Source organism: Flavobacterium pectinovorum (genome assembly GCF_022802975.1).
Taxonomy (GTDB): domain Bacteria; phylum Bacteroidota; class Bacteroidia; order Flavobacteriales; family Flavobacteriaceae; genus Flavobacterium; species Flavobacterium pectinovorum_B.
The window spans coordinates 1-14,156 of sequence record NZ_JAFEVZ010000025.1; the positions used below are offsets into that span (position 1 = coordinate 1).

Sequence of the window (14,156 nt, forward strand, 5' to 3'; positions counted from 1 at the left end):
AATACCTCTGATACTTTCACCCAAGTGATAACAATCGAAGATACCACTGCCCCAACATGGACAACTGAAACGGCTTCTTTAAATGTGACTCTACAATGCAGCGATCTTACAGGATTAGAAAACGCTCAGGCAATGTTCCCTGTAGCTTCTGATCTTTGTGATACCGATGTATCCAATATCACAAAAGTTACCGGTCAGTTTATGGCTGCTGAGGGATGCTCAAACGCAGGAACTTATACCAATACTTGGACTGTAAAAGACGATTGTGGCAATACTTCTGATACTTTCACCCAAGTGATAACAATCGAAGATACCACTGCGCCAACATGGGCTACTGAAACGGCTTCTTTAAATGTGACTTTACAATGCAGCGATCTTACAGGATTAGAAAACGCTCAGGCAATGTTTCCTGTAGCTTCTGATCTTTGCGATACCGATGTATCCAATATCACAAAAGTTACCGGTCAGTTTATGGCTGCTGAAGGTTGTGGAAATTCCGGAACCTACACCAACACCTGGACTGTAAAAGACGATTGTGGCAATACTTCTGATACTTTCACCCAAGTGATCACTATCGAAGATACCACTGCGCCAACATGGGCTACTGAAACAGCTTCTTTGAATGTAACTTTACAATGCAGCGACACTTCAGGATTAGCAACCGCTCAGGCAATGTTCCCTGTAGCTTCCGATCTTTGTGATACCGATGTATCAAATATCGTAAAAGTTACCGGTCAGTTTATGACTACTGAAGGTTGTGGAAATTCCGGAACTTATACCAACACCTGGACCGTGAAAGACGATTGTGGCAATACTTCTGATACTTTCACCCAAGTGATCACGATCGAAGATACCACTGCGCCAACATGGGCTACTGAAACGGCTTCTTTAAATGTGACTTTACAATGCAGTGATCTTTCTGGATTGGAAAACGCTCAGGCAATGTTCCCTGTGGCTTCCGATCTTTGCGATACCGATGTATCGAATATCACAAAAGTCACCGGTCAGTTCATGGCTGTTGAAGGTTGTGGAAATTCCGGAACCTACACCAACACCTGGACCGTGAAAGACGATTGTGGCAATACTTCTGATACTTTCACGCAAATAATCACGATCGAAGATACCACTGCGCCAACTTGGACTACTGAAACGGCTTCTTTAAATGTGACTTTACAATGCAGTGATCTTTCTGGATTGGAAAACGCTCAGGCAATGTTCCCTGTAGCTTCCGATCTTTGCGATACCGATGTATCAAATATCGTAAAAGTTACCGGTCAGTTTATGGCTGCTGAAGGTTGTGGAAATTCCGGAACTTACACCAATACCTGGACTGTAAAAGACGATTGTGGCAATACTTCTGATACTTTCACGCAAATAATCACGATCGAAGATACCACTGCGCCAACATGGGCTACTGAAACGGCTTCTTTAAATGTGACTCTACAATGCAGCGACCTTTCTGGATTGGAAAACGCTCAGGCAATGTTCCCTGTGGCTTCCGATCTTTGTGATACCGATGTATCCAATATCACAAAAGTTACCGGTCAGTTTATGGCTGCTGAGGGATGCTCAAACGCAGGAACTTATACCAATACCTGGACTATTACCGACGATTGTGGCAATACCTCTGATACTTTCACTCAGGTGATTACTCTGGAGGATACCACAGCTCCAATGTTTACTGGAAATCTTCCTTCAGACATTACTGTTTCCTGTGATGCAGTTCCTGAACCGGCTACTCTAGAAGCTTCTGACAATTGCAATGGTAATTTACCAATTGTTTTCTCTGAAATTAAAAGCGGTATCGAAAATGAATGTGCCACCAATTATACTTTGACCCGTAAATGGACAACCAGTGATTGCAGCGGAAATATCGTTTCTCATACTCAGATTATAACTGTAAGAGATACTACTCCACCTACAGGAACACCTCCTTTTGATGTTTCAGGATTACAAAATATTGCTGACATTCCTGTTGGAAGTTCTCAAGACATAAAAGATGCAGCAGATAATTGCAGTGAAAGCGTAAACATTTCGATAAGCGATTCGAATAATGGAGGAAGCGGCTGTGAAGGAAATCCATACATCTTAACCAGAACATATACACTGACAGATTGTGCCGGCAACAAAACCGAACTAATACAAACGTTTACTATTGAAAATAAAATTTCTGTAACGGGAGTAGCATCAAATGTGACCTGTTTTGGAGGAAATAATGGTTCTATTTTAGTAAACAACAGCCCTGGTTCTGTAGTCGTTATCAAAAATGAAAACAATGAGGTTGTGGGCAATACTAATTTACGCGCCGGAGTCTATACACTTACAGCAACATCCGCAGTAAACAATAACAATCAGGTTTGTACAGCAACAGCTACCGTGACTATCACACAACCAACAAATGTTATTGTTAACCTTAACAGTGAAGCTTGTAATGCCGATTCATCACCTTTAAACTTATCCAGTTTATTACCCGAAGATATTTCCAGAACAGGAATCTGGACAGATACAAATGGTACTAATGCATTACAGGGAAATATCCTTAATGCTTTTGGTCTTGCATTAGGCAATTATACATTTGAATATCGAACAACTAATGAAGATTGCCCTAGAAACGTCTCATTGAATTTACTGGTAAATGATGACTGCAGAGTATTAGCCTGTGAAAATGTATTAGTCCATAATGCTTTTTCTCCTAATGGTGACGGTATCAATGATTTCTTCAAAATTGACAATATTGACCTGACTACCTGTTATCCTGAAAATACTGTAGAAATTTATAATCGTTGGGGAATATTAGTATTCGAAACTACTAATTACAACAACACCACCAACGCTTTTGACGGAACCTCCAGAGGCAGAACCACTATTAAACAATCTGAAGGACTGCCTACCGGAACTTACTTTTATATCATTACTTACAAGTCATTAGACGGTAATAATGTAGCTCATTCTAATAAAAAAGACGGTTTTCTTTATTTATCAAAATAATTACCATTTGTAATTCGGTGTCAACTCTTTACACCGAATTACAAATAATAAAAATCCTTGTTTGAGTAAGTGAATATAGGGCTTATTGTTAAGGATTTTCAATCATAAAAAATCATTAGTAATAATTGCAAAAAAAATAACTACTATGAGAACAAAATTATTTTCCTTCGTCATTATGTTTGTATCCATGGTAAGTTTTGCACAGCAAGATGCTCAATTTACGCAATACATGTACAATACCATAAATGTTAATCCTGCCTATGCAGGTTCTCGCGGGGCTTTGAGTGTTTTCGGATTATACCGTACACAATGGGTTGGACTGGATGGTGCTCCGGAAACAGGCTGTATTTCAGTCAATTCCCCAATAAATAACAGTAAAATAGGAGTTGGTGTTTCACTGGTCAACGACAAAATTGGCCCTACAAATGAGACTAATATCTCTGCTGATCTTTCGTACACCATTCAGACGTCTGCCGATTTTAAACTGTCTTTTGGTATTAAAGGAACAGCCAATTTATTCAATCTCGATGTTAATAAACTAAACCCTGATGTAGCCGGAGACCCTCAATTTCAGGATTTCAATAACAAATTCTCACCTAATATAGGTGCCGGGGTTTACTGGCATTCAGACAAAGCTTACATCGGTTTATCTGTACCTAATTTTATTGAAACCAATCGCTATAACGACAATGATATTGCCATTTATAAAGATAAAATCAATTATTATTTCATGGCTGGATATGTTTTCAATCTTGATAAATATGAGTATATAAAATTCAAACCCGCAATATTGACTAAAATGGTAGAAGGAGCCCCACTACAAGCAGATGTTTCAGCTAATTTCATGTTTATCGACAAGTTTGTAGTGGGTGTTGCTTACCGATGGAGTGCTTCGTTAAGCGCTATGGTTGGGTTTCAAATCTCTGAAGGTCTTTACCTGGGATACGGTTATGATCGTGAAACCACCAACTTAAACAATTACAACTCAGGATCGCATGAAATATTTCTGCGCTATGAATTTGTTACTAAAAATGGTAAAATGACAACTCCTCGTTTCTTTTAAAAATAATTATTATGAAAAATTTTATACTCCTTTGCTTCACAATGGTAAGTGTTTTTTCATTCAAATGTTATTCTCAACAATCGAAAATGAACGCTGCTGATAAAAAATACGATGGCTATGCTTATATCGATGCCATAAAGACCTATGAAAGGGTGGCTCAAAAAGGATACAAATCCGAAGATATGTTTAAAAAACTGGGGAATGCCTATTATTTTAATTCTGAGTTTGAAGGGGCTGCGAAATGGTATGGCGAATTATTTGCCATGAACCCCAGCCCGGAACCCGAGTTTTATTATCGATACGCACAGTCTTTAAAAGCAACCGGACAAACAGCCCAGGCTAATAAAATCCTTGACGAATTTAATTCTAAATATAAAGATGATAACAGAGGTAAACTTTATAAACAGAATGTAAATTACCTGGATAAAATCAAAGCCAATTCAGGACGTTATAATATTGAAGATGCCGGAATCAATTCTCAGTATTCTGATTACAGCACTTTTGTAGTCAATAATAAAATCTATTTTGCTTCGGCAAGAGATACCGGTAATTTTTCTAAACGCAAACATAAATGGACAGGCGAATATTTTACCAATTTATATGTTACAGATGTTGATTCTGTCAAAGTAAAAAAATTCAAAACGGCATTGAATAGTAAATTCCATGAATCCTCACCCGTACTTACAAAAGACGGAAAAACAATTTATTTCACACGTAATAATTATATCGATGGAAAAAAAGGAAAAAATGAAGACAAAATTACTTTTATCAAAATTTATAAAGCAACTCTCGAAAACGGCAAATGGACTAATATTAGAGAGCTTCCCTTCAGCAGCAACAATTACAGTACTGCTCATCCTGCACTTAGCCCTGATGAAAAAACGTTGTATTTTGCTTCTGATATGCCCGGAACTATTGGGCAGTCTGATATTTTTAAGGTTAGCATCAATGAAAACGGTGGGTATGGAACACCTCAAAACTTAGGCAAATCAATCAATACCGAAGGCAAAGAAACGTTTCCGTATGTTAGCAATGAAAACGAAATTTATTTTGCATCAGACGGTCATCCAGGACTTGGCGGACTGGATGTTTTTGTAGGTCAGATTGACCCTGATGGAAGTATCAGTGATATTCAAAACGTAGGGGCCGATGTCAATTCTCCTAAAGATGATTTTGCTTACACCATTGATTCTGCCACCAGAGAAGGTTATTTTAGTTCTAACAAAGATGGCGGTCGCGGTTCTGACGATATTTATAAATTTCTGGAAACAAGAAGACTAAAATGTATTCAGGAATTGTATGGCCTTATTACTGATGAAGCTACCGGAATGATTTTGCCGGAAGCTAAAGTTAGCCTATATGACCGAAATCTGGATCTTAAAAAAGTGACAAGCGCAGATAACACCGGAAACTACACTTTTCAGGTCGAATGCGGTGAAATGTATTATGTAAGAGCCGAAAAACCAGAATATAACACCAAAGAAGTAAGTATTGAAATTCCTGATAAAACTGGTAAAACAAATCTTCCTATTGCTTTGGAATCTGCAAAATGCAAAGTCGCAATTGGCGATGATTTAGGAAAATGTTTCGGTATAAAAATGATTTATTTTGACCTTGACAAATCCAACATCAGAGAAGAAGCTGCTTTGGATTTAGAAAAAATATTAGATGTTTTAAATGAAAACCCAAAAATGAAACTCGACATTCGTTCTCATACTGACAGCAGGGCAAGTCATAAATACAACGAATCTTTGTCTGACCGAAGAGCAAAATCTACCATAGAATGGCTCATTATGAATGGTGTTGCCAAAAACCGCTTAACCGGAAAAGGCTATGGAGAAACACAGCTCGTAAACCAATGTGCTGACGGTGTAAAATGTACAGAAGAAGAGCATCAGGCAAACAGACGCAGCGAATTTATTATCACTGCTTTGTAAACTAAAAACAACCAAAAACCAATAACCTCAGCTACCCTTCGGGGTAGCTTTTAATAAATAAGTCGTTGCAAACATGACTTTACAACGACTTAATAACTAAACCTGAATACTAAATTTTTTCTAAATTTTTGCAAAAATATTGGTGTAATATTTTTTACCGGTTTCTGCATCAATTTTAATAGCAATACCAAAATGGGTATAATCACCTTCTATATTTTCTTTATGAGTCGGACTTTCTAACCAGGCCAGTACAGCGGCTTCTGAAGTTTTGTAATTATAAGCCACATTTTCACCCACTTTTTTCGCCCCCAAAACACTTCTAATATTCTCTGATCGTGCAACAAAATCATTATGATTAACTACTTTATTCGCAATCATATAAAAATCATGCTCTTCTGATTTATACGAAATATGATTGATTTTTTCTAATGCATTTAAGCCAATACTCAAACGATGCTTGTTTATCAAATCAAGTGCCTGAAGTTCAGATTCATTATAAGCATAATCAGTTACAAGTTCAGATTGTGAATCATCAATTCCTTCAGCTGAATCTGATGTACATGAATTAAACACAAAAACAAGCGCAAGAAGCAACGTTGTCCGAAGCCATTTTTTCATAAATTTTGTTGGTATGTATAAATAAATTGTGGGGCAACTTATTTAATTCTGTAAATAAAATAATTTAATTATCGTTTTAAAAATAATAAAATTACCGTTTAATAACCAAAATTAATCGATAAAAAACACAACATCAACATTTTAACAAATAAAAATCTTACACTAAGGTGCTAACCTATCAATCTTCCAGGTAAAATCAGACTGACTAAAATAACGAATTCTGTCATGTAGGCGATTGGCTCTTCCCTGCCAGAATTCAACTTCTAAAGGAGTCACTAAAAATCCACCCCAATGTTCCGGTCTTGGTATCGATTTACCTTCAAAAGCTTTCTCCAGCTCATTCAAATTTTCCTCCAAAAATGATCTTGACGGAATCACTTCACTCTGATTTGAAACCACAGCTCCCAATTTACTTCCGTCAGGGCGTGAATCAAAATAATTGTCCGAAATAATTTCAGACGTTTTTTGAGCAATTCCTTTAATGATAACCTGACGTTCCATATTCGGCCAGAAAAAAGACAAACAAACATGCGGATTTGCTGCAATCGCTTTTCCTTTTTCTGAATTATAATTGGTATAAAATATAAATCCTTCCTCAGAGAATTTCTTTAATAAAACCACTCTCGATTTTGGAAAACCATCCAATCCAATAGTAGAAACGGTCATGGCGTTTACTTCACCACTTCCTCCAAAGTCTTCAACTTCATGAAACCATCTGTTAAAAAGATTAATCGGATCTTCAGGAATAGAAGTTTCCAATAATTCACTTTTTTCGTATGATTTTCTATAATTACTTAAATCACTCATAGTTTTAGTTTTTTTTGTTTCAGGTTTCAGGTATTAGGTTTCTCAAAAGAAAACTTAGAACCTTAGTATCTTAGAATCTCAGTACCTTTAAAATTCAAATTCAAACGAAACCCCATCATTTCCCAAAAGTACATTTGAAAAAATGGTTTCGGCTTCTTTTTTAAAAGGTTCAATTCCCTCGTATCGTGTCGAATAATGTCCTAAAACCAACTGTTTTACATTTGCTTTTAATGCTATCGTTGCCGCTTCTTTTGCTGTAGAATGTAATGTTTTTTGTGCCAAATGAGCTTCAGATTCCAAAAAGGTAGATTCATGATACAAAATATCTACATTTTCGATAATTGGGATAATGGCTTCGTTGTAAACCGTATCTGAACAGAAAGCATAACTTTTAGCCGGTACAGGGTCAAAAGTCAGTTTTTCATTTTCAATTATAGTTCCGTCATCCAATTTGATATCACCACCATTTTTTATCTTCTGATAATAAGCAACATGAATATCATATTTCTGAACAGCTTCAACGTTTAGTTTTCTTTCATCTGGTTTTTCCTGAAAAAGATAACCATTTGTATAAACACGATGTTTCAGCGGAATTGTCTTTACTATAACTTTTTTATCTTCAAAAACGACTTCACTTTCTTTCGATTCCAATTCATGGAAAAATAAATCATAAGTTGTCCAGGATTCTGTCAGTTTTAATTGAAGCAAAATAAGTTCTTTAATTCCTTTTGGACCGTAAATATGTAAATCAGTCGTTCTTCCTAAAAGTGCAAAAGTCGAAACAGTTCCTATTAATCCGTAAAGATGATCTCCGTGAAGATGCGAAATAAAAATGTGATTAATTTTGGAGAATTTAATCTTATTCTTTCGAAGCTGAACCTGGGTTCCTTCGCCACAGTCAATCAAAAACAATCTGTTTTTAATTTCTAAAACCTGCGAAGTCGGGTTGGTAATTGTCCTGGGAGTTGCCGCATAGCAGCCAAGTATCGTTAATTTCAATTTGTTTATTGTTTAATCGGTCAATCGTTTAATCGGCTAAAATCAAATCAAAACGATTAAACAGTTAAACGAATAAACAACTAAACCTTATTTAAAATCCTAAGTCTCTTTCAATTTCTTCCATTTCGATAATATCGTGCGCTTCTAAAAGAGAAGGCACAACAGTCAATTTATCTGAAATTGCATTGAAATCAAGATCTGAAACTACAATTACAAATGATTTCTTTGCCTTTTTCTGTTGTTTGGAAAGCGGTAAAAAAAGCTTCAGATCACTTTCAGATAAATTAGAATCCGAAGTCAAATCGATAATAATATTGTGCTTTTCAAAGGTTTTAAACTGCTGCGTCACTTTATCAATGAAAGATTTAAAATCTCCCTGAGTATCCTTAATGGTAACGGTATGTCCTTTTTGATCTACTTTCATTTTATAATTTGTGGGCTTATATAAAAATTGATATTTCTGAACGCTAAGATACGAAGATTTTTTTATTGTTGTTTCTGGTTTCAGGTTTCAAGCTTCAGGTTTTTGCTTTATCTTGAATATTTGTTTGAAAAAGTTTTGTCATTTCGACCTTTTGGGAGAAATCACACTCATAAGTCGACAAAGATTGGTTCATACATTGCGGAGTTTCTAGTGTGATTTCTCCCTTCGCTCGAAATGACAAACATTACGCAACTTGAAACATTAAACCTGAAACAAAACTAAACCTACTGAATCTTAGAAGCCAAAAGATAAATAACCGCCATTCTGATTGCAACACCATTCTCCACCTGATTCAAAATTACGGAATGATCAGAATCGGCAACTTCAGAAGTAATTTCTACTCCCCTGTTGATGGGTCCCGGGTGCATGATTACAATTTCTTTTCCAAGCGAATCCAAAAGCGGTTTGTCAACTCCGTATTGCTGGGCGTATTCACGTGTTGACGGGAAGAAATTCACATCCATACGTTCATTTTGTACTCGAAGCATGTTCGCCACATCACACCATTCTAACGCTTTGCGTAAATTGGGTTCAACCGTAACACCAAGCGATTCAATATATCTTGGAATCAGTGTTTTTGGCCCGCAGACTTTAACTTCTGCGCCTTGCATCTGCAGCGCATATATATTCGATAACGCTACTCTCGAATGCAGAATATCACCCACAATTACCACTTTTTTTCCAACTACATCGCCCAGTTTTTCTCTTATCGAATAACTGTCTAACAAAGCCTGAGTTGGGTGTTCGTGTGCGCCGTCGCCTGCATTTACGATACTGGCTTTAACATTTTTAGATAAAAAATAAGCCGCTCCGGGATTGGAGTGGCGCATGACAACCATATCTACTTTCATCGAAAGGATATTATTTACAGTATCAATCAGGGTCTCTCCTTTTTTAACCGATGACTGAGCAGCAGAAAAACTGATCACATCAGCAGATAAACGTTTCTGCGCTAATTCGAAAGAGAGTTTGGTTCTGGTACTGTTTTCAAAGAAAATATTGGCAATGGTAATATCTCGTAATGAAGGAACTTTTTTAATTGGCCGGTTAATGACTTCTTTAAAATGATCTGCCGTTTCAAAAATCAGGTTTATATCATTCTCATTGATGTATTTTATTCCTAATAAATGATTTACGCTTAATTCTTTCATGTTTAATGTTTAACTATTTATTTGTTTAATCGTTTAATCGTTTTCTTTCCGATTAAACAGTTAACCGATTTAACGGTTCAACTTTTTCTAATTTCTTTAATCGCTTAATCATTTGGTTATTCCGATTAAACAATTAACCGGTTAACCGATTAAACTAATTTGTCACTAAGTGAACAACATCTTCACCCTCATTTTCTTTCCAGCTTACTTTTACTTTTTCGCCATTAATTGCATCTACCTGACGGCCACGATAATCGGGCTGAATAGGCAAATTACGGCTGAAACGTCTGTCGATCAACACCAGTAATTCGATTTCTGAAGGTCTCCCGAAAGACTGAATTGCGGTTAAGGCAGAACGAATGCTGCGGCCGGTAAACAAAACATCATCGATAAAAATGACTTTTTTATTTTCGACTATAAAATTAATTTGGGTTTTATTGGCTTCAAGCGGTTTATCAGTTCTTCGAAAATCATCTCTAAAGAAAGTAATATCCAAATAACCGAGTGAAATTTCAGGCGTATTGTATTCGTTTTCTAAAATTTGTTTTAAACGCTCCGCAAGAAAGACTCCTCTCGGCTGAATCCCGATTAAAATAGTGTCTGAAAAATCAAGATGTTTTTCGATTAACTGACAAGCCAAACGATGGAGTATGATAGTAACTTCTTTTGAATTAAGTAATACTTTCTGGCTCATAATTAATTGTAATGATTGGTCGGGCAAATATACGGAATCTGATTTTATTTGTTGGGGTGTTGGGGTTGGAAATATTTATATTGAATTGGCATCAAATGTTAACTATAAAACAGTTTCTATAATTAAAAATTTTATATTAGCAGAAAAACACAACGCTAGCGCAAAATGCTTTCCGTGTCCTCAAAGTATATCAGGATAGACATTAAAATTCCGTAGGAATGAACTATATTGTAGCAACGGATTTCAATCCGTTGTATAAAGAGAACAACCGTACATAAAGTTCCATCGGAACGGTTCATATTCATAAACATAATAATATGTGTCGAACCTATGTTTTTTTTACCTCATCCCGAGACCGGATTAAAATGCGGCCCTACAATATTCAATCGAGCCGATGGCTCTTTTTAACAATGATCTATAATAAAATGCAAATAACTAAATGAAAGCAAGTATCCTGAAATTTATAACAAAACCTAAAAACATATTTCTGTTGGATGGTTGTGGTGCTTTACTCACTACATTATTGATTTTTTTTGTTCTTCGAACTTTCAATGATTTCTTTGGTTTATCAAAAAGCACTTTGGAATATCTCGCTTCAGTAGGACTGGTATTTTCAATCTATTCTCTTTCCTGTTATTTTTTAGTAAGCAACCATTGGAAATCTTTTTTAAAAATTATCTGCACTGCAAACATCCTTTACTCTGTTTTGACTTTTGGGATTATAATTTTCAATTATCAAAATATTTCAATATTTGGAATGATTTACTTTTTAGGAGAAATAATAGTAATTGGCGGAGTTGTTTACTTCGAAATAAAGGCAATAAAACGACAATGGTGATTTTTAAAATTCCGTAGGAATGTAACATTTTGTAGCAACGGATTTCAATCCGTTCTAAAATTGAACGACCAATAATAAAGTTCCATCGGAACGGTTTCATATAAATGCATAATATGTGCCGAACCTACGGTTCTTTATTCCTAATTCCCGTATTCATAGACTACAATATTTGACCGAGCCGATGGCTCTATTGTCAGTCTTTTTCATTTTTAAATCAAATCCAAATCATAAAACTTTTCCCAAAAATTGTATAACATATTTTCTTTACTGCTTAAGTAATTTTATTCCTGAACTTAAAAACTCAGAATCATGCAAAATAAAATTACAAGATTGTTAATGGTATTATTCATACTATTTTCATTTACAAGCTGCGAATTAGTTGGAGACATTTTTAAAGCCGGAATGGGTGTCGGGATCTTTATCGTGATTTTTATAATCGTGATCATTATCTGGATTTTTGCCAAGGTATTCAAAAGGTAAAACATAAAAAATGCCCGTTATTTTCATAACGGGCACTTTATTTCTAAACACATAGGAACATAGTTTTTTTGAACTTAAAAAAGGCGTTTCACTTTTTACAAAAAAACATAGTTGCTGTGTCTTTTAATATTAAAGATTGTACATCTTTTTTCTTTGTTCCTGAATCTTATCATCATCAAGATATTCGTCAAATGTCATGTAACGATCGATAACCCCGTTTGGTGTCAATTCTACAATTCTGTTACCAACAGTTTGTGCAAACTCGTGATCATGCGTGGTGAAGATTACAGAACCTTTAAAATTTTTCAATGAGTTGTTGAACGCTGTAATAGACTCCAAATCTAAGTGATTGGTTGGTTCGTCCAGCATTAAAACATTAGCACGTTCCATCATCATTCTGGACAACATACAACGAACTTTTTCTCCTCCTGATAAAACTCTTGATGTTTTTAAAGCTTCTTCTCCTGAAAAAATCATTTTCCCTAAGAAACCTCTAATAAATACCTCATCACGCTCTTCTTCTGTTTTAGCATATTGACGTAACCAGTCTACTAAACTTAAATCATTTTCGAAGAAATCATGGTTTTCAGCCGGTAAATAGGCCTGGTTGGTTGTAATTCCCCAGTCAAATGTTCCTGAATCTGCTTTTTGTTCTCCGTTTAAGATTTCGTAGAAAGCTGTTGTAGCACGTGAATCTTTAGAAAAAAGAACAATCTTATCTCCTTTTGCCATATTCAGATCCACATCTTTAAATAAAAGCTCACCATCTACAGATGCAGATAAACCTTCTACATTCAAAATCTGATCTCCTGCTTCACGATCCTGATCGAAAATAATCGCAGGGTAACGACGGCTGGATGGTTTGATTTCAGAAATATTCAGTTTCGAAATCATTTTTTTACGGGAAGTTGCTTGTTTCGATTTTGCAACGTTTGCACTAAAACGACGAATAAATTCCTCAAGTTCCTGTTTCTTTTCTTCTGCTTTTTTATTTTGCTGAGCACGCTGTTTTGCCGCTAATTGGCTGGACTCGTACCAGAACGTATAGTTTCCTGAATAGTGATTGATTTTTCCGAAATCAATATCAGAAATATGGGTACAAACCGCATCTAAAAAGTGACGGTCGTGAGATACAACTATTACAGTGTTTTCGTAGTTTGCTAAGAAATTTTCTAACCAGGCGATGGTCTCGAAATCCAAGTCGTTGGTAGGCTCATCCATAATCAATACATCAGGATTTCCAAAAAGTGCCTGTGCCAAAAGCACACGAACTTTCATTTTTCCTTCCATATCTGACATTAAAGTATAATGATCTGCTTCAGAAATTCCTAAGTTAGACAACATCGCTGCAGCATCAGAATCGGCGTTCCATCCGTTCATTTCTTCGAACTGAACCTGAAGCTCCCCTATTCGGTCTGCGTTTTTATCGTTGTAGTCTAAATAAAGTTCATCCATTTCTTTTTTAACAGCGTACAAAACTTTATTTCCCATCAAAACGGTTTCCAAAACAGTGTGTTCATCGAACAAATTGTGGTTTTGGGTTAAAACCGACATACGTTTTCCCGGTTCTAAGTGAATATGCCCCGAAGTTGGGTCCATATCACCTGAAATGATTTTTAGAAATGTAGATTTTCCAGCACCATTGGCCCCAATAACGCCGTAAATATTTCCGTGTGTGAATGTAGTATTTACTTCGTCAAACAAAATTCGTTTGCCAAATTGTACTGATAAATTATTGACTGTTAACATGAATGTCTTTTTTATTAATTTGGTGCAAAAGTACGGAAAAAGGTTCAATTTTTTCCACCATATAAGTAATATAAGTTCATTTAAAACGGAGCTTATAATTTTAAAGTTCTAAAAATTACGCAAAATCAGCAATCTGCAACTTCATCAAACGAAACTTATAATCTCTTAATATGAGCCTATATGGTTTAAAATGATTTTTCCCTACATATAAGTAATATAAGTTCATTTAAAAACGAAACTTATAATTTTAAAGTTCTAAAAATTACGCAAAATCAGCAATCTGCAACTTCATCAAACGAAACTTATAATCTCTTAATATGAGCCTATATGGTTTAAAATGATTTTTCC

Annotated in this window: 12 protein-coding genes; 5 read left to right on the forward strand and 7 right to left on the reverse strand. The window is 35.6% G+C overall.

The features are described from left to right. The 3 genes from FLV_RS19730 to FLV_RS19740 all read left to right on the forward strand — a co-directional run. Window positions 1-2,988: gliding motility-associated C-terminal domain-containing protein (locus FLV_RS19730; RefSeq protein ID WP_243236473.1), on the forward strand; the 2,988-nt coding region annotated here is incomplete at its 5' end. Between the two features lie 145 nt (window positions 2,989-3,133). Beyond that, on the forward strand, window positions 3,134-4,051 hold the full coding sequence (locus FLV_RS19735; protein ID WP_243236474.1) for a type IX secretion system membrane protein PorP/SprF: 918 nt from the start codon (window positions 3,134-3,136) through the stop codon (window positions 4,049-4,051). An 11-nt stretch (window positions 4,052-4,062) separates the two neighbouring features. Further along, a complete protein-coding gene (locus FLV_RS19740; RefSeq protein ID WP_243236475.1) occupies window positions 4,063-5,988 on the forward strand; it encodes an OmpA family protein in 1,926 nt (641 codons plus the stop codon). A 120-nt stretch (window positions 5,989-6,108) separates the two neighbouring features. Here FLV_RS19740 and FLV_RS19745 read toward each other — a convergent pair whose 3' ends face one another. The 6 genes from FLV_RS19745 to pyrR all read right to left on the reverse strand — a co-directional run bounded on the left by FLV_RS19745 (window position 6,109) and on the right by pyrR (window position 10,741). Next, entirely contained in the window at window positions 6,109-6,606 is a 498-nt protein-coding gene (locus tag FLV_RS19745; RefSeq protein WP_243236476.1) for a CAP domain-containing protein, read from the reverse strand. Window positions 6,607-6,768: 162 nt separating this feature from the next. After that, window positions 6,769-7,413 (reverse strand): pyridoxamine 5'-phosphate oxidase, encoded by a 645-nt coding sequence (gene pdxH, locus FLV_RS19750; protein WP_243236477.1) that lies wholly within the window; start codon window positions 7,411-7,413, stop codon window positions 6,769-6,771. Between the two features lie 87 nt (window positions 7,414-7,500). Then, window positions 7,501-8,412 carry a ribonuclease Z gene (locus tag FLV_RS19755; protein ID WP_243236478.1) on the reverse strand — a complete coding sequence of 304 codons (912 nt, stop codon included), beginning with the start codon at window positions 8,410-8,412 and terminating at the stop codon, window positions 7,501-7,503. A gap of 91 nt (window positions 8,413-8,503) precedes the next feature. Next, window positions 8,504-8,836, reverse strand: a complete 333-nt coding sequence (locus tag FLV_RS19760; protein ID WP_243236479.1) for a ribonuclease Z — start codon at window positions 8,834-8,836, stop codon at window positions 8,504-8,506. Window positions 8,837-9,120: 284 nt separating this feature from the next. Next, entirely contained in the window at window positions 9,121-10,047 is a 927-nt protein-coding gene (locus FLV_RS19765; RefSeq protein WP_243236480.1) for an aspartate carbamoyltransferase catalytic subunit, read from the reverse strand. Window positions 10,048-10,201: 154 nt separating this feature from the next. Beyond that, a complete protein-coding gene (gene pyrR / locus FLV_RS19770; RefSeq protein ID WP_243236481.1) occupies window positions 10,202-10,741 on the reverse strand; it encodes a bifunctional pyr operon transcriptional regulator/uracil phosphoribosyltransferase PyrR in 540 nt (179 codons plus the stop codon). A gap of 439 nt (window positions 10,742-11,180) precedes the next feature. Here pyrR and FLV_RS19775 point away from each other — a divergent pair, with 439 nt between their 5' ends. Beyond that, window positions 11,181-11,579, forward strand: a complete 399-nt coding sequence (locus tag FLV_RS19775) for a hypothetical protein (protein WP_243236482.1) — start codon at window positions 11,181-11,183, stop codon at window positions 11,577-11,579. A 309-nt stretch (window positions 11,580-11,888) separates the two neighbouring features. Continuing rightward, entirely contained in the window at window positions 11,889-12,059 is a 171-nt protein-coding gene (locus FLV_RS19780) for a hypothetical protein (RefSeq protein ID WP_243236483.1), read from the forward strand. A gap of 129 nt (window positions 12,060-12,188) precedes the next feature. Here FLV_RS19780 and FLV_RS19785 read toward each other — a convergent pair whose 3' ends face one another. Then, window positions 12,189-13,808 (reverse strand): ABC-F family ATP-binding cassette domain-containing protein, encoded by a 1,620-nt coding sequence (locus FLV_RS19785; RefSeq protein ID WP_243236484.1) that lies wholly within the window; start codon window positions 13,806-13,808, stop codon window positions 12,189-12,191. Between the last annotated feature and the right edge of the window lie 348 nt (window positions 13,809-14,156).

Excerpts from the sequence above, each read along its gene's own strand:
- FLV_RS19735 (WP_243236474.1), top strand. The coding sequence starts at position 3,134 with ATGAGAACAAAATTATTTTCCTTCGTCATTATGTTTGTATCCATGGTA.
- FLV_RS19740 (WP_243236475.1), top strand. The coding sequence starts at position 4,063 with ATGAAAAATTTTATACTCCTTTGCTTCACAATGGTAAGTGTTTTTTCA.
- FLV_RS19745 (WP_243236476.1), bottom strand. The coding sequence starts at position 6,606 with ATGAAAAAATGGCTTCGGACAACGTTGCTTCTTGCGCTTGTTTTTGTG.
- pdxH (WP_243236477.1), bottom strand. The coding sequence starts at position 7,413 with ATGAGTGATTTAAGTAATTATAGAAAATCATACGAAAAAAGTGAATTA.
- FLV_RS19760 (WP_243236479.1), bottom strand. The coding sequence starts at position 8,836 with ATGAAAGTAGATCAAAAAGGACATACCGTTACCATTAAGGATACTCAG.
- FLV_RS19765 (WP_243236480.1), bottom strand. The coding sequence starts at position 10,047 with ATGAAAGAATTAAGCGTAAATCATTTATTAGGAATAAAATACATCAAT.
- pyrR (WP_243236481.1), bottom strand. The coding sequence starts at position 10,741 with ATGAGCCAGAAAGTATTACTTAATTCAAAAGAAGTTACTATCATACTC.
- FLV_RS19775 (WP_243236482.1), top strand. The coding sequence starts at position 11,181 with ATGAAAGCAAGTATCCTGAAATTTATAACAAAACCTAAAAACATATTT.
- FLV_RS19780 (WP_243236483.1), top strand. The coding sequence starts at position 11,889 with ATGCAAAATAAAATTACAAGATTGTTAATGGTATTATTCATACTATTT.
- FLV_RS19785 (WP_243236484.1), bottom strand. The coding sequence starts at position 13,808 with ATGTTAACAGTCAATAATTTATCAGTACAATTTGGCAAACGAATTTTG.